This window comes from Streptomyces sp. CB02366, from assembly GCF_001905905.1.
Classification (GTDB): Bacteria; Actinomycetota; Actinomycetes; order Streptomycetales; family Streptomycetaceae; genus Streptomyces.
On record NZ_LIVT01000024.1, the window covers coordinates 1 to 15,788 of the forward strand.

Consider the following 15,788-nt stretch of genomic DNA (forward strand, 5'->3'; position numbering starts at 1 on the left):
GGGGGAGCGGTACATCGAGGTCGAGCACCTGCTGTCGTGGCACGTCTCCGGCGCGCTGCCAAATGAGATGGACTCTAAGCAACCCTCCGGCTCGAACTCCCGGTATCCCTTCGGACAGTCACCGCGACGGTGGACGGCACGTACTTCCGGCACCTCGGAACGCTCGGCCGGACCCGTGGTGGAGGCGAACCGGTCGCGGTCGCCGGACGGGAGACGGTCGTCGCGGTTCTCGTCCGGGAACGTGGCGGCCGGGCGCCGCGAGCGGGGCCGTCGGTGGCTCGGGCCCAACCCACGACCTCGCGCGTACATGGTCTCGGCGAGTCAGTGTTCACCGAGGCAGCGTCGGCGGTCGGCCAGCTCACCGATAGCGTTCACCCGCCTTGAGGGGAGGGAGACAGCCGGCTGAGTCGTGGGACGAGGCTGGTATTCCCAAGGTCAACATGCCCGGAGGCCCCTTCGGCGGTGGTCTGGGTTCAATACGGGTGCGGCTACAGAACGCTCGCGATGGAGTCCTGGATCTCCTCGTCGGAGGGCCTGGAATCGATCATGTCGCCTGCCAGGAACTGGTCGTACGCACCGAGGTCGAGCAGCCCGTGACCGCTGAGGCTGAAGAGAATCACGCTCTTGCGCCGTTGTCTGCGCGCCTCGACGGCCTCGTCGATCGCCCGCGCGATCGCGTGTGCCGACTCGGGTGCGGGGATGATCCCCTCGGCTTTGGCGAAAGTGCGGCCGGCCTCGAAGACGCGGGTCTGCGCGTAGGCGACTGCCTCGATCAGCTTGTTGTCGTACATGGCACTGACAATGGGGGCAGCACCGTGATATCGCAGGCCCCCCGCGTGGATGGGATAGGCCGCGAACTTGTGCCCAAGGGTGTACATCTTGGAGCGGGGCGTCACTCCGGAGAAGTCGGTGTAGTCGAGCAGATAGCGACCGCGGGTCATCTTGGGGCATGCCTCGGGCTCGACGGCGACGAAGCGGAGCCGGCTATCCTCGGTGAGCCCTTCCCGGTAGAAGGGGAAGGTGATGCCCGCGAAGTTGCTTCCGGCACCCATGGCACCGATCACGACATCGGGGAACTCGCCAGCCACCCCCATCTGCAGCAAGGCTTCTTCGCCGATGACGGTCTGGTGCAGCAGTACGTGCGACTCTCCGCTGCCGACCGAGAAACGCGCGGCGGGGCGGGTGGACGCGTACTCGATCGCCTCGGCGTTCGCGATACCGAGACTGCCGGGGTGGTCGGGGTTCTCCCGCAGTGCCGCGCGGCCCACCTCGGTCAGGTCGCTGGGACTCTTGACCACCCGGGCTCCGTAGAGACGCATGAGTGTGCCTCGGTAGGGCTTCTGCTCGTAGCTGCTCCGCACCATGAACACCGTGGTGTCCATGCCGTACGGGTGGCTGGCCATGGCGAGTGCGCTGCCCCACTGGCCCGCGCCGGTTCCTGTGACCAGCTCGGTCACACCGGAGCGGCTGTAGTAGTACGCCTGCGGCAGCGCGGTATTGATCTTGTGGCTGCCGGACGGGCTCGTGCCCTCGAACTTGAAGTAGATGTGTGCGGGGGTTTCCAGCTCTCTTTCGAGCTGGGTAGCCCGGTACAGGGGCGTCGGCCGCCAGCGCTGGTACTCACGGCGCACCGCCTCGGGGATCTCGACGTACCGCTGTGTTCCTGTCCCCTGCCGGTACAGCGACAGGGGCAGCTGGGGACGTAAGTTTCTCGGACCGTCCGCCGCTCCCTCGGGGCGAGGGGGCGGCTGCGGGGCCGGGATCTCGAAGGGCAGATCCGCGCCCACGCTGTACCAGTGGGTGGGCACCTGGTCCCTGTCCAGCGGGTACACATCGCCTGTCGTCGGCATACTCAGCCTTCCAGGCCGTCGCGCGCAGCCACCGGCACCGGCTCAGCGTCCCGGGTCGAGACGACACCCCAGACCAGGTTGACCAGGCTGTGCACTGTGTCGAGGTTCGCGTTCATGACGATCTCGTCATCGATCTCGATGTCGAATTCGCCCTCGAAGGTCACCAGTAGATGAAGGAGGGTCATCGAGTCCATCTTCAGCGTCGACGAGTACAGCGACATATCGTCGGCGAGCGCGGACGCTTCCATGTCGAGGTCGAGGGCATCGACGACGACACTCTTCACCCTCTTCGCCAGTTCTTGCTTGCTGACCGTTCCCATCACTGTCCTCATTCTGCTATAGGATTTTTCCGGGATTCATGATCCCCAGCGGATCCAGAGCCCTTTTGACCGCGTGGTGCACCTGTAGGCCGTTGGCGCCCAGTTCGTCGGCGAGCCAGCGCTTCTTGAGAAGTCCCACACCGTGCTCGCCCGTGAGAGTGCCGCCGAGCCGGAGCGCGGCACGGAACATGTCGTCGGCCGCTGCCCAGATCCCGTCCGGGATCTCGGGTTCGGCCCGGTCGAACACCAGAGCGGGGTGCAGGTTCGCATCGCCGGCATGGGCGACGGTGGCGATGAGAACCCCGTGCTCCTCCGCGATACGGCGGATTTCCAGCAGCATCTCGCCGATCCGGGACCGGGGCACGACGAAGTCCTCGACCACGGCCCGCCCACCGTGCTCCACGGCGCCCAGGGCGCGACGCCGGATATCGAGCAGGGAGTCGGATTCCGCCGGGTCCTGGGTGACCTCCACCTCCGCCGCGCCCAACAGGTCGCACACCCGCCGCATGCCGTCCGTCGCACGCCGGGCGTCCTCCCCCTCGAACTGGCCGAGCAGCAGAGCGCCTTCCTCGGCGAGCATTCGGTGCGGCTCTGACCGGGCCCGCAGCGCTCGTACGGTTACCTCGTCGATCAGTTCGAGCAGACTCGGCCGTACGCCGGCCCGGGCGAGTTCCTGCGGCACCCGGGCCGCGGCCTCGATGGTCGGGAACCGCGCGGCGACCGTGGCCCGGAGCCCCCGCTCCTTGTGGCGCAGCCGGAGAGTGGCACCGGTGACGACGCCGAGCGTGCCCTCTGAACCGACGAAGAGACTGGTGAGGTCGTAGCCGGTCACGCCTTTGGCCGTGCGGTGGCCGGTCCGGACGAGACGGCCGTCCGGGAGGACGACCTCCAGGCCGAGCACCTGATCCCGGGTCACCCCGTAGTGGAGGCACCGGAAGCCGCCCGCGTTGGTGGCGATGTTGCCGCCAAGCGTCGAGCGTGCCGCGCTCCCGGGGTCGACCGGGTAGTTCAGACCCTGTTCGTCCGCCGCACGGGCCAGGTCCGCAGTGATGACTCCCGGTTCCACAACGGCCAGCTGATCGTCGAAGGACAACTCCCCGATGGCCGCCATGCGTTCCAGTGCCAGCACGACGGACCCCGGACCGGCGAGCGCCCCGCCGGCCAGCCCCGTGCCCGCGCCCCGTGGGACGACCGGGACACGGTGGCGGGTGGCCCAGCGCATCGTCGCGACGACATCGTCGACACACTCCGCGTGGACGACACACAGGGGGCCCCCGTCGGAGTCCAGATAGGCCGCGTCCGTGCGCCACTCCCCGAGGACACCGATGTCCGTACTGATCGCCCCGAACGTCAGACCGTCCGCCAGTTCGTCCAAAGGAGCTTCGCGCATGTTTGGCCTCCTGACCGCGGTTCGTGCCCGCCTACGGTTCGAGCGACGCCTCGATCGCCGTCCGGACCAACGGCATGGACCGTGCCAGCTGCATGGTGTCGATGGACTGCGCCAGGTCTTCAAAGCCCTTTTCGGTGAGGACGGCAGGCAGGTCGAGCAGCCGCCGTTCGATCCACTCCAGTGGGTGCGCGGAGAGTTCCGGGTCGAACGCGCGGGGGCCTACGTCACCGTCCTGGAAGTCGGGGTGGTGGTGGAAGCGCTGTACCGGGACGTCGCAGTCGATACGGTGAGACAGGTCGATGCGCCAGATGCCGCCATCCCCCACCGGAAGGACCCGGTGGCCTTCGGCACCTTCGCGGTGGTGGCTGCCCTCGTAGAGCTCGGCGCGGCGTACGTCGATCCGCGCTCCGGCATCCACCTCCTCGTACTCCTCGACCCAGTACTGCACCGTGATGGCGATCTGGCCGTTGACAAAGCTATAGATCGTTTTCATGCGTCCCTTCCCTCGGGTGAATGGGGTTTCGCCGCCGAGGCCATACGGGCTATCTCTGCAGCCAGTTCCCGGAGTGTGGGGTGTTCGTAGAGCTGCTGGACGACGAGGTCTGTGCCCAGTTCGGAATTGACCCTGTTCACCAGCCGGATCGCGGTCATGGAATTGCCGCCGAGCTCGGAGAAGTTCGCATCCTGGTCCGTGGCCTGTGTGCCCAGGGCCTCGGACCAGATGCCGGCCAAGCCGGCGACAGGGCCGCTCATCCCGTCTCCGCCCGGAGCCGTGCCGTCAGCCGCGACGCCGGTGCGGGTCTCAGGCGAGGTCCGCCCCCGTACCCGTACGGTTGAGTCCGGGAGGGCGGAGCGGACCGCCTCGCGCACGCTCCGCAGGACCGCCGAGCTGGTTGTGGCGACCGACACGAGCGCCTCGAAGCCGTCGAGATGGTCCGCGTCGATTTCGCGGGCGATGCGCTCGTTGCTGTCGTCGAGGCCGATGACGAGGTTGGTCTCGGGCCGGGAGAGGGCCTCGATGAACAGGCGCACCCCGTTCTCAGGCGTGACGGGACGGAATCCGTGCCCGTCCACGACCGCAGCTCCGGGTGTACCGGGTCCCCCGTCGGTCCACAGGCTCCACGCCTGGCACTGGACCGTCCGCCCGAGGCCGCGCCAATACCGGGCGAAGGCAGGTAGGAAGCTGCTGGCCGAGGCATACGCTCCGAAGGCCGCACCGCCGAAGTGGCCGTTGACCGAGGAGAAGAGGACCAGGTCGGCGCCGGGCCGTTCTGTCAGAACGGTGGCGAGGGCGTGGGTGCCCAGTACCTTGGCCCGGTACATGAGCCGGAACTCGTCCTCGACCTCTTGCGCGAGCAGATGGGACTCCAGATCGTTCCAGTAGCGCGTGATGTCGGCACCGGCCAGGTGCAGGACCCCGTCAAGCGGGCGGCCGTGTCGATCCTCGCTCTCCGCCACGATCGCTTCGAGGGCCTCGGCGTCGGCCACGTCGGCGCGGCGGTAACTGACATGTCCCGCGCGAGCGAGCTCAGCGAGCCGGTGCTCGCGGTCCCCGGAGGCGGGGCTACGGCCGACAAGGACCAAGGAGGTTCCGTACGCCGTCAGGAGGTGGCGCGCGAGGTGGAATCCGAGGCCGCCGAGGCCGCCGGTGATGAGATACAGACCGCCCTGGCGGATGCGGGGGCCGGTGTCCTCGGGAGCCTTCTCCACAGGGCGTATGCGTGAGGCCAGACGGCGCCCGTCCCGGTACACGACGATCTCGTCGTCCGTCGCGTCGGCGAGCTCGGCCAGGACCAAATCAGCGGGATCGGTGCCGACGGGCGGCAGGTCGAGTTGCCTGACCCAGGTCGCGCCCCGTTCGGCACCCACCGTGCGCACCAGGCCGTTGACTGTCGCGTGGACCGGCTCCAACGGGTCGTCGGCGGTCACGGCACAGGCCCCCGTGGTAACGACTATGAGCCTCGGGGCTGTATCGGCGAATGCCTTGATGAGAGCGTGGACCGACAGTGCGGCCAGCTCAAGTCCACGGCCCTCCGCCTCCGCCCACCCGTCGTACCGGTCGGTGGCCCAGGCGTGGACCAGGGCGCCCACCTGCCCGTGGTCCCGCTCCACGGCGGCGCGCAATGCGGCGTGGTCCGACGGAGAGACGGGCCGGATCCGGTACTCGGTGTCCGAGAGACGCTCGAACCGGGGACCGGGCGACACCGACACGACGGCCCCAAAGCCGCGCCGGGTCCTGAGCCGGTCAGCGAGGTCAGCATGGCCGAGAGCGAGCCAGACGCCTGTCGGTTCGGCTCCGGAGGCGCTCGGCGAGGATGCCCAGACATCGTGGAACAGCCAGTCCTCCGTGGTCTCCGGCACCTCACCTTCAACGCCGGGCCGGAGACCGAGGGCGTCCAGCTCATCGTCGAAGGCACCGGCCTGGTACTGGGCCATGAGCTGGGCTCGTTCGAGCTTGCCGGCGGAGGTCTTGGGGAACGCGTCCCGGGGGACGGGAACGACTAGGCGCGCCAGCAGTCCGAGCTGCTGGGCGAGGGCGGCTCCGACGGCCCGGAGCACGGCCTGGCGCTCCTGCGGGTCGGTCTCTGTCAGGGAGCAAAAGACGACGAGTTCGTCGGTGCCGGCGGCGGAGTCGTGTTCACTGCAGGCGGCGACGAAGGTAGGGAGCACTCCGTCGACACGTTCCACCACGGATTCGATCTCGTGGCAGGGGTAGTTGACGCTGCGGATGACGATGAGGTCCTTCTCCCGGCCGGTCATAACGAGCCGGCCCTCACGGACGAAGGCGAGGTCGCCGGTGTCGAACCAGCCGTCGGCCGTGAACGCCCTCGCCTGGGCCTCGGGGTTGGCGTGGTAGCCGGTCATGAGGGTGACTCCGCGCACCTGGAGGCGGCCGATCCGGTGTTCCCGAACGAGGCGGTCGTCGGCGTCGACGATACGCATCGCGGTCCCGTCGACGGGGACGCCCAACTCGGTGAACGTGGGGTGGCCCGGCGTCGGGCGGGGAAGCAGGCTCACCGCGCCTCCGCCGTGCAGGGTGCGGGCGTCCACGGTGACGACACCGGTCTTCTCGTCGTCCCGGCTGAGCGTGGAGTGAACCATGCCGCCACATACCTCGGACATGCCCCAGGCTGGCCGCATGACGTCGGGCGCCATCCCGTGTGGTTCGAGCAAGCGCAGGAACTCGTGCATGGTGCGGCTGACGATCGCCTCTCCCCCGTTGGTGATGTCTCTCAGGCTCGAAAGGTCCCAGTCGCCCTGGGAGATACGTTCGGCGTAGGTGGTGACGAGGGTGACGACGAAGTTCGGCGCCGAGGTGTTGGTGGCCCGGTACCGCTCGATCCAGTCCAGCCAGCGGAGCGGGTTGCCGAGGAAGCTCTCGGTACGTGCATTGACGTGCTCGCACTGCAGGATGACGTCTCGTAGGTTGTGCATCACCATGCCGGCCACGTGGTCCAGTGGCATGAAGTTGAGGGTGATGTCGTCGGAGCCGAAACCGTTGGCCTTCGCGTTGACGTACGCCCGCGTGACGACGGTACGGTGCGTGTGACGTACACACTTGGGCACCCCGGTGCTGCCTGAGGTGAGCAGGTGCACCGCCGGGTCGTCAGGCCCCGCCTCGTACAGGCGCGACGGCGGCCGGTCGGCGCGCACTCCCTCCACCGCGAGTACCACCAGGCCAGGTTCTGACCACAGTCCGCGCAGTCGCTCCACCCTGGAGACGAAGGCGGCATCCGTGAGAACCGGCGGGCGGTCGAGGAGTTCCCAGGCGTCCCTGATCCGACGCGTGGTGGCATTCTCCCACTCGTACCCCGGCGCCATGCCGATCGGTGTCGGCACGAAACCGCCCAGCAGACAGCCCCAGAATCCGGTGACGAAGTTGCGGTTGTCGTCGCAGTGGAGGAGTACGGAGTCGCCGGGCCGCAGCCCGGCGGCGCGCAGTCCCGGCACGAGTCGCGCCGCGTCGTCGAGGAGTCGAGGGTAGGTCTGGCGCTCCTCCCGGCCGTCCGCGAGGACATAGGTCGTACCCCGTTCCGGGACATCGCGGGCCGCGCGTCGAAGAGCCTCCGTGAGCGTGGTCGGCGCACCGTCCGGGAGGACCAGCGGGGGGGCCTCCACCAGCGCCTCCGGCAGGCTGGCCGCGGAATCTGGTCCGTCGCCCTGCTTCCGTGCGGAGCTGGTCGTGGGGACGGGTGGCTCGGTAGCGGCTGTTGCCGTCCGGATCCGGCGCACCCGCACGGCCGGGTCGGTGACCCCGTCGACGGCTCGCGCGGCGACGGTGGCCTTCTCCACGACGTCTCGGTATGCCTGTCGGGCCGGCACGGTGTGCATGGTGTTCCTTTCCTTGAGTACCCGTCGATGAGAAATGCCTGGTCCTGATACGGGGTCCTGCGGAATCGTCGGAACCACTGGTTGGTAGTAGCCAGTGCATCACGCAACGGTCTCGACTCTACGCAGTGTTTAACTGCGCGGTTGGCGGCAGTTGAACACCTCCGCCCGAACCTTCATTGACCCGGGGACAATCAACTCCCTAGCGTGGTCCGAACTGCTCGATCATCCTCACCTCGATAGCCCCCAGTGTGATCTGCGGCGACATGGAGGCGAATGGAGAACCAGGGTGCCGAAGCGGCCTCGCTGCCGCGGACCGCCTCAGGAGAGATCAACAGGCTCGGCCTGGTTGGGTACTCATGAGGGAAGTGGGAAACAGACTATGCGCATGGTCACGCAAACCAGGTGGAGCGAGGCCCTGGAGCGGGAGAAGTCGGTCACCGTCGTCCTGCCTCCAAGCTATACCTCACACGGCAAGCCGTTTCCCGTCCTTTACCTGCTGCACAGCTACGGCGGAAACCGTCGTAGCTGGCTCAACTGCCCGACGCTCACAGCCTGTGTGACCGGCCATCGCATGATCCTGGTCCTGCCCGAGTCCGGGCGGTATTGGCTGATCAACGACGTGGCCGGACGCAGATACGAGGACTACCTCGTCCGGGACGTCGTGCGCCAGGTCGATGGGGAATTCAACACCGTCGCGTCCTCGGCGGGCCGCGCCGTCGCGGGATTCTCCATGGGCGGAGCGACCGCCGTCTTCCAGGCGCTACGGCATCCGGACCTCTTCTCGGTGGCCGGCAGCCACAGCGGCGCCTTCGAGGCACCCCTGCGCGTCGGTGATCCGTACGCTGCACACCGTGCGGACCGTCGGCTGATGATGCCGACAGTCAAGGATCACGAACGGGTGTGGGGTCCGGTGGGTAGCGCGGTCCGCCGCACTTACGACCCCGGCCGCCTCCTCGCGGAGCGGGATCCCAAAGCGCTCCTGCGCGTCTACGCAGACGTCGGTCTCAATGACCACGAGCGGATGATTCTGATGAACAGGCGGATGCGGGACGCCCTGATCACCCACACCGTGGACCATGTGTACGGCGAGCGGGCCGGCGGCCACGACTGGCAGTTCGTCGATGCGGGCCTTCACCAGCTCTTCGGCTTCGTCCAGGACGCCGTCGACGGCGCGTGAGCGCTGGCACACGCGCCACCGGCGTCATGACGTGACGGTTGGACGGACACAAGGGCCGCCGCATGGCGATGCCGCACATCGTGCGCTGTTCCTCGTGCGGACCGAGGACCGACCCTCATGCCCGCTTCTGTGTGTGCCGCGGGACATTCGGCCGGGTCACGGCGGTGACCACAAGCCCATGGCGTACTGACCACCGCCCAAGGAGGAGGGGACAATCACCCCTTCCGCCCCCGTGATCGGATAACCGTGCGACGAAGGAGCGATCTTTGACGTCCAGGCCGACAGCGATCCCCTGGAAACCGAGCCGGCTCCGGGCTGAGAGGTACCACGCCTTGTAGACGGACTCCTTGATACTGAACAACAGCCGATCCCACCGCACCCCTGGACGGTCTGCCGCGAGCTCGCCGAGCCGAAGGCGTTCCTCGACGGTGGCGATCCGGTCCAGGACCTTGGGCGGCAGTGGGCTGTTGGGCTCGGCGTCCACACCCAGTGCGGCAAACACGGTCTGCGGCGCGAGCACAACAGCGCGGTATCCGGCGCAGTGCGTGATACTCCCCACCACACCCATGGGCCACCGCGGCGCACGGTCGGGTCCGGGCAACAAAGGCCCCGGAGCCACCCCCAGCCGTGCGAGAGCACCCCGCGCCAGATGACGCGCCGTGGCGAACTCCGCGCGCCGCTCCGGTCCCCACCGGGTCGCGACGGCCTCCTCCTCGGGATAAAGCCATACTCCCCGAGTGTCGGTGAACGCCTCCGCATGGACCACACCCGAGGGTAGCAAGCATTCAATCATCAGGAAATTCCTCGGAGCTGGGTACGTTCAAGGGCTATCAGCGGAGTTTCGGGCCCTCTTGGACCGGAGTGGAACCACAAATCCCCCGGGGTCCGCCTGTCCCCACACGCCCTGTTGTGGGATCGGGACCTTCTCGCTAAAAGTGCACGCGACAGGCAGGCCGACCGCTTCTCGCTCATATCGAAGGTCCAGAAATAGCCGAGAAATATCGCACGCCCCCGAGACACTGTCTACACCCGTAGGGCGCATCGCGTTCAACTGCCTCTCGGGCCACAGTTGAACGGGTGCCGGGCCTGCCCGCGCGGGCAGGGGAACGCGTTGACCCGAGGCATCCCGCTGCCTACCGTGATGCGGCCGCGTGATTACCGCCGATCGTACCGTCTGGCCCCCCGCCCCGCCGGTGGGCTCCTTCCCGCCACGGCCGGCCTCGTCTAGCCTCCCGCTTAGCCCGGCCGAATACCGCGTTGGCCCCTTCAGGACGAACGGAGAACCACGATGGCCGAGTGGGACGACAAGCAAGCCGGACTCATCAGGGCGGTGCGGAAGATCGGGGTGGAGTCCGGACCAGGTATGGCCGAACGCGATTTGGCAGGCGCTTTCGACCGGGCGAGCTGGAACAGCTACGCGGAGATCGGGGTGCACGGTCTACTGTTTCCCTCTGAGTACGGCGGCGGCGGACACGACCCGCTGTCCTACGCCCGGATCATGGAGGAGCTCGGCTTCAGCTGCCTCGACAACGGGCTACTGATGGCGCTGGGGGCGCATGTCCTCGCGGTGGCACTGCCGATCCTGGAGTACGGAGACCAGGCCCAGCGCGCCACGTATCTGCCGGATCTCGTCGCGGGACGACACATCGGCGCCCATGCGATGACAGAGGCGGAGTCGGGCTCGGACGCGCTCTCCATGACTACAACCGCACGGCGAGAAGGCGAGGAGTACGTCCTAAACGGGCAGAAGTGCCATGTCACCAACGCCCCTCTCGCCGACACTTTCCTTGTCTACGCCACGATCGACCGCGCTCTCGGCTTCACAGGGGTGACCGCCTTCATCCTCGAACGGAGCGATCTCGGCCTTCGGGTGACGCCCGGTGCCGACAAAATGGGGCTGCGCACCGTCCCCTGGGGCGCGATCACCCTGGAGAACTGCCGTGTACCGGCCTCCCGCAGGCTTGGAGCCGAGAAGCAGGGAGCAGCTGTCTTCGCCCGGACCATGGCATGGGAACGGTCCCTGATTCTCGCTCCCTGGCTCGGTGTCATGCGGCGGGAGATCGACGAGTGTGTACGGTTCGCCCGGCGCAGGCGCCAGTTCGGCAAGCACATCGCCCACTTCCAGTCCGTGTCCAACCGACTGGTCGACATGCGGATGCGTTGGGAGATGTCCCGCTTGATCGTTCACCGCGCTGCGGAGCAGGTGGTGGAGCGGCCCGAGGGAATTCATGCTGAGCTGGGCAAGCTGTACACAAGCGAGTCCGCCGTCGAGGTGTTCACCAGCGCCCTCCAACTGTACGGCGCCCTCGGATACGCCAGACACGAGCGCGTGGACAGGAATCTCCGGGACGCGCTCGGCATGACCCTCTCCTCGGGCACATCTGACATCCAGCGGAACATCATCGCCGGACGCCTGGGACTTACCTGGCCCGATCCGGAAAAGTGACGGAGCCGACCATGCGCAATCTCATCAGCTATCTGGCCGAGGCCGCCGAGAGCCGACCGGACTCCGTGGCAGCGGAGATGCAGGGCGAGACACTGACCTACGCCCAACTCCACATACGTAGTTCCGCGCTCGCGGCCACACTGATCCGGGAGGGCGTCCACCCGGGTGAACATGTGGGCCTCTGGCTCAAGAAATCCCTGGAGGCCGTCGTCGGCATCTACGGGATCCTCAAGACCGGTGCCGCCTATGTGCCCATCGATCCCGCCACACCGCTGGACCGGGTCATGAAGATCATCTCGAAGTGTGAGCTGTCGGGCGTGATCACGCACGCCGAGCAGGCTGACTGGCTACTTGGCCTGCCAGCCGCCGTCCGGCCGAAGGGCCCTGTGGTGCACGTGGGGGCGGCGCGGGGGGAAACGGACGATTCCCCTGTCATCCCCTGGCACATCGCGGTCGGTGCGACCGGACCAGGCTCGGCAACCGCCACACCGGAACTCCCCGACCTCTGCCCGGACTCCCCCGCCTACCTGTTCCACACCTCGGGGTCCAAGGGCACTCCCAAGGGCGTCGTCCTGTCCCACGCGAACGCGATGGCCTTCGTCGAATGGGCCGTGGACGAGTTCGACCTCACCTCGCGGGACCGCGTCTCCAGTCACGCTCCCCTGCACTTCGATCTCTCCGTACTGGACATCTTCGCCACCTGTCGGGCCGGTGCCCGCGTGGTCCTGCTGCCGGCGAGCCAGATCGGCTTCGGCGGTATCCTCAACCGTGTCGTCGTGGAGCACGGGATCACGGTCTGGTACTCGGTACCGAACGCACTCGGCCGGATGGTATCGGCGGACAACAGCGAGCTTCTCCGTTCGTCCTCGCTGAGGTGCGTGCTCTTCGCTGGTGAGAACTTCCCTCTCGGTCCGCTCAGACGACTGCGCGAACTCCTGCCCGGGGCGGCCCTCTACAACCTCTTCGGGCCGACGGAGACCAACGTGTGCACCTTTCACCAGGTGCGGGACCAGGATCTGGAACAGGGACGCACCGAACCGGTCCCGATCGGTCGCCCTTGCCCCTACGCGACGGCCTTCGTCGTCGACCCGGCCGGTATCCCGCTCGATCAGGTACCGGGCACGGTGGGAGAACTCTGTGTCTCCGGCGCTTCCGTGATGCTCGGCTACTGGAAGGACGCCCAGCTCACCGCGGAGAAGACACTGCGCCTCACCCACGAGGACGGCACTCCCGTGGACGCGTACCGGACGGGGGACACGGTCCGGGTCTCCCCAGGCTCCCTCTACAGCTTCCTCGGAAGAAACGATGACATGGTGAAAGTGCGTGGGTACCGAGTGGAGCTGGGAGACGTCGAGTCCGCTCTCTCGGAGGTGCCGTCGGTACGTGAAGCCGTGTGTGTGGTGGTGGGAGGCACCGAGGGAGAGAAGCGCCTGGAGGCGTATGTGGTGTCCCGCTCCCCCGAGCCCACGGCCCTTGAACTCCGGCGGCACTGTCTGGCCACGCTCCCCCGCCATATGGTGCCGGAACGCTTCCACTTCCTGACCGCGCTGCCGCGTACCCGGTCGGGAAAGGTCGACCGGCTAAGTATGACGGCGGCGGAGTAAAGGGCCCAACCGGCCCGACCGCGGGGGCCGGCCGCGCGCCGTCGCTCCGGCCGGGCCGGACCGGGTCATCGGCCGGACCTCGGCTCCGTTCTCCGTGCGGCGCCAGCCCGACTCCTGACCCCGCACCAGGCATCGGTGCCGCCACACGAGCAGGGACAGGGTCCGAAGCCGTACGGGAGCCCGGAGCCCGCACCCATCAGGGTCGACGCCCGGCGCGGCGCGGACGACACGGCCGTCGTCCGCGCCGCGCCGGGCGCCTGGGATGTCTCGACCGGGAAACGCACCGCCACCGGTGCGGCGCCGTATCCGCCGCCTACAAGATCATCCGGTTCCCTCCGAACGGGCGAGGTCTGTGGCTCACAGCACGACACGTACCCGATAGATCTCCAGCCACCTGTTCAACTGGAGCAGGTAGGACAGCCCGATGGCCGGTGTGATCGCGGTGATCGGCCCCGGCAGACGATCGAGATCGGAGACGACCGCGGAGCGGACCTTCTCACGGTCCAGCAGCGCGAAGACTGGTGCGTCCCGCTCATTCAACAGGTCGAGCGCCAGCTCCCTGAGCCGTTCAAGGTAGGCGGAGTCGCGACTGGCCGGGTAGGCACTCTTCGGCCGCTCCACGATCTCCGCCGGCAGGAGGTCGGCGCACGCGCGGCGGAGAATCGCCTTCTCGGTCCCTCCACGGGCCTTGAGCTCCATCGGAACGTTGAACAGGTACTCGGCCAACCGGTGATCGGCGAAGGGGACCCTCACCTCCAGGCCCACGGCCATACTCATCCGGTCCTTGCGGTCGAGCAGAGCGCCCAGCCAGTGGGTCATGCCCAAGTGGAACACCTCGCGCTCACGGCGGCGCGGGCCGCTCTCCCCGGGAAGCCTGGGCACCTCGTCCAGCGCCTGCCGGTAGCGATCCGCCTCGTAACGCTCCGGTGCGATCATCGCGCGCACATCGTCGCGGAGGAGCGCGGCGGGCTGCCTCCCCCCGTGCATCCACGGGAACGAGGGGTGAGCGACGAAGTCGCGGTCGGTCTGCCAGGCGTAGCCGCCGAACACCTCGTCGGCGGCCTCACCCGACAGGGCCACCGTGCAACGCCCGCGAACCCCCTGGAACAGGTGGTACATGGAGGTGTCCAGGTCGCCCCAGCCCGGCAGGTCCCGTGCCAACAGCCCCTGGTCGAGATTCTTCACGAGATCGGCCGCGCCGACCTCGGTGACGTGTCGTTCGATACCCAGGTATTCGGCGGCGAGACTCGCGAAGGGCTCGTCGTCGCTGGGCCGCCAACTGTCACCGCCAGGGCGCCCTGCCGGCCCGAGGCGCACCGAGAAGCTCTCCACTCCGGCGGTGAGCTCCCGCGCGGCCAGCGCGGTGACGATACTGGAGTCGATGCCACCGGAGAGCAGGGTGCCCACCGGAACATCGGCGATGGACTGCCGTCGGACGATGTCTTCCAGCAGCGCTCGCACCTCGGTGACGGTGTCGTCGAATCCGGCGGTGTGGGGCTGGGCACTGAGCCGCCAGTACCGCTCCTCCCGAAGGCCGGAGGCGTTACCTCTGACCAGACAGCCTGGCCTCACCTCCCGCATCGAGCGGTACACAGCGTGTCCGGGCGTCCGCGCCCGGGGGAGGGCCAGCAACTCGGCCAGTCCCTCCCGGTCCACCTCGGCCGTGATTCCGGGGTGAGCCAGCAGCGCCTTGGGCTCGGATCCGAAGACGACCCCGCCGTCCAGTAGCGCGTAGTAGAGCGGCTTGATCCCAAGCCTGTCCCGGACCAGGAGCAGCTCTTGCTTCCGTTCGTCCCAGATGGCGAACGCGTACATCCCGTTGAGACGGTGCACAAAGTCCGTGCCCCAGTGCAGATAGGCCGTCAGCAGGACCTCCGTGTCGGAGTGCGTCGTGAAGTCCCGGCCATGTGAGCGCAGTTGAGATCGGAGCTCGTGAAAGTTGTAGATCTCACCACTGAAGGTGATCACAGCCGTGCCGCCGCCGGGTACGCTCCGCCGCATCGGCTGCTGGCCGCCCTCGATGTCGATCACAGCGAGCCTGCGGTGTCCCAGGGCGGCGTGGGGCGAGATCCACACCTCCTGGGCATCGGGGCCACGAGGCGCCATGGTTTCTGTCATCGCCGAGATCACAGAGCGGCTCTCTAGCAGGTCGCGTTTCCAGTCGACCCATCCGGATATTCCGCACACAGTCGTTCCCTTTCGTAAGAGACCACTCAGGTGGGCGGGGGAACCGGGTCAGGGATGACCCGGTTCAGGGGGAGCCGTGCATACGGCCTCCGATAACGGAGTGACGCTGCACAGCCGCCATGGCGGCCGGCTTCACCGGTGACGTCGGACCGCAGATGGTTGAGCACGCCTCCCGTGGAGTCCCGGCCGGGGGGGGCGGGCCGGCCGCGCAGCAGGCGCCGGACACCCGCCGCCACACGCGTCCCTGCGGTCGGTGGCGCAGTTGGACGACCTGCTCCACGACGGACTCCGTGTCGCCGCCGAGGCATAGCGCGGGACAAGGGGCGGAGGAGATGTCCTGACCGCCCATAGCCGTGGAGTCGATGCGTACAGCCCCTCTGACAGCACCGGCGGATTTGACCTTCACACTACCGCCGATTCGCAGAATATAGAGAACAGAGGAGCATATTGTCCTCGCCGATGTCGGCAACGAGCGCCCGCGA

Annotated in this window: 10 protein-coding genes; 3 read left to right on the forward strand and 7 right to left on the reverse strand. The window is 67.8% G+C overall.

Annotated features, from left to right (window positions below; translation table 11 throughout):
• Positions 1-488 precede the first annotated feature (488 nt).
• Genes AMK24_RS31085 through AMK24_RS31105 form a run of 5 tightly spaced genes read right to left on the reverse strand, consistent with a single transcriptional unit; the run spans position 489 to position 7,892 of the window.
• On the reverse strand, positions 489-1,850 hold the full coding sequence (locus tag AMK24_RS31085; RefSeq protein ID WP_073772237.1) for a TrpB-like pyridoxal phosphate-dependent enzyme: 1,362 nt from the start codon (positions 1,848-1,850) through the stop codon (positions 489-491).
• Between the two features lie 2 nt (positions 1,851-1,852).
• Positions 1,853-2,170 (reverse strand): acyl carrier protein, encoded by a 318-nt coding sequence (locus AMK24_RS31090; RefSeq protein ID WP_073772238.1) that lies wholly within the window; start codon positions 2,168-2,170, stop codon positions 1,853-1,855.
• 16 nt (positions 2,171-2,186) lie between these two features.
• Positions 2,187-3,560, reverse strand: a complete 1,374-nt coding sequence (locus AMK24_RS31095) for an FAD-binding oxidoreductase (RefSeq protein WP_073772239.1) — start codon at positions 3,558-3,560, stop codon at positions 2,187-2,189.
• A gap of 31 nt (positions 3,561-3,591) precedes the next feature.
• Positions 3,592-4,053: a hypothetical protein gene (locus tag AMK24_RS31100; RefSeq protein ID WP_073772240.1), complete on the reverse strand. Its 462-nt coding sequence runs from the start codon at positions 4,051-4,053 to the stop codon at positions 3,592-3,594.
• A complete protein-coding gene (locus AMK24_RS31105; protein ID WP_073772241.1) occupies positions 4,050-7,892 on the reverse strand; it encodes an SDR family NAD(P)-dependent oxidoreductase in 3,843 nt (1,280 codons plus the stop codon). The genes AMK24_RS31100 and AMK24_RS31105 overlap by 4 nt, the downstream gene beginning before the upstream one ends.
• Positions 7,893-8,271: 379 nt before the next feature.
• On the opposite strand from AMK24_RS31105, the gene AMK24_RS31110 reads away from it, so the two are divergent.
• Positions 8,272-9,069: an alpha/beta hydrolase gene (locus AMK24_RS31110; protein WP_073772242.1), complete on the forward strand. Its 798-nt coding sequence runs from the start codon at positions 8,272-8,274 to the stop codon at positions 9,067-9,069.
• A 115-nt stretch (positions 9,070-9,184) separates the two neighbouring features.
• Here AMK24_RS31110 and AMK24_RS31115 read toward each other — a convergent pair whose 3' ends face one another.
• Complete coding sequence (locus AMK24_RS31115) at positions 9,185-9,862, reverse strand: 4'-phosphopantetheinyl transferase family protein (RefSeq protein WP_073772243.1); 678 nt, start codon at positions 9,860-9,862, stop codon at positions 9,185-9,187.
• Between the two features lie 495 nt (positions 9,863-10,357).
• Between AMK24_RS31115 and AMK24_RS31120 the strand changes: the two genes are divergently transcribed.
• Positions 10,358-11,515, forward strand: coding sequence for an acyl-CoA dehydrogenase family protein (locus AMK24_RS31120; protein WP_073772244.1), 1,158 nt, complete (start codon positions 10,358-10,360; stop codon positions 11,513-11,515).
• 11 nt (positions 11,516-11,526) lie between these two features.
• Positions 11,527-13,119, forward strand: a complete 1,593-nt coding sequence (locus AMK24_RS31125; RefSeq protein ID WP_073772256.1) for an amino acid adenylation domain-containing protein — start codon at positions 11,527-11,529, stop codon at positions 13,117-13,119.
• A 357-nt stretch (positions 13,120-13,476) separates the two neighbouring features.
• On the opposite strand, the gene asnB is transcribed toward AMK24_RS31125, so the two are convergent.
• Complete coding sequence (asnB, locus tag AMK24_RS31130) at positions 13,477-15,306, reverse strand: asparagine synthase (glutamine-hydrolyzing) (RefSeq protein WP_073772245.1); 1,830 nt, start codon at positions 15,304-15,306, stop codon at positions 13,477-13,479.
• Between the last annotated feature and the right edge of the window lie 482 nt (positions 15,307-15,788).

Coding starts and splice junctions, on each gene's coding strand:
- AMK24_RS31120 (WP_073772244.1), top strand. CDS start 10,358: ATGGCCGAGTGGGACGACAAGCAAGCCGGACTCATCAGGGCGGTGCGG.
- AMK24_RS31100 (WP_073772240.1), bottom strand. CDS start 4,053: ATGAAAACGATCTATAGCTTTGTCAACGGCCAGATCGCCATCACGGTG.
- AMK24_RS31090 (WP_073772238.1), bottom strand. CDS start 2,170: ATGGGAACGGTCAGCAAGCAAGAACTGGCGAAGAGGGTGAAGAGTGTC.
- AMK24_RS31115 (WP_073772243.1), bottom strand. CDS start 9,862: ATGATTGAATGCTTGCTACCCTCGGGTGTGGTCCATGCGGAGGCGTTC.
- AMK24_RS31085 (WP_073772237.1), bottom strand. CDS start 1,850: ATGCCGACGACAGGCGATGTGTACCCGCTGGACAGGGACCAGGTGCCC.
- AMK24_RS31110 (WP_073772242.1), top strand. CDS start 8,272: ATGCGCATGGTCACGCAAACCAGGTGGAGCGAGGCCCTGGAGCGGGAG.
- AMK24_RS31125 (WP_073772256.1), top strand. CDS start 11,527: ATGCGCAATCTCATCAGCTATCTGGCCGAGGCCGCCGAGAGCCGACCG.
- AMK24_RS31095 (WP_073772239.1), bottom strand. CDS start 3,560: ATGCGCGAAGCTCCTTTGGACGAACTGGCGGACGGTCTGACGTTCGGG.
- AMK24_RS31105 (WP_073772241.1), bottom strand. CDS start 7,892: ATGCACACCGTGCCGGCCCGACAGGCATACCGAGACGTCGTGGAGAAG.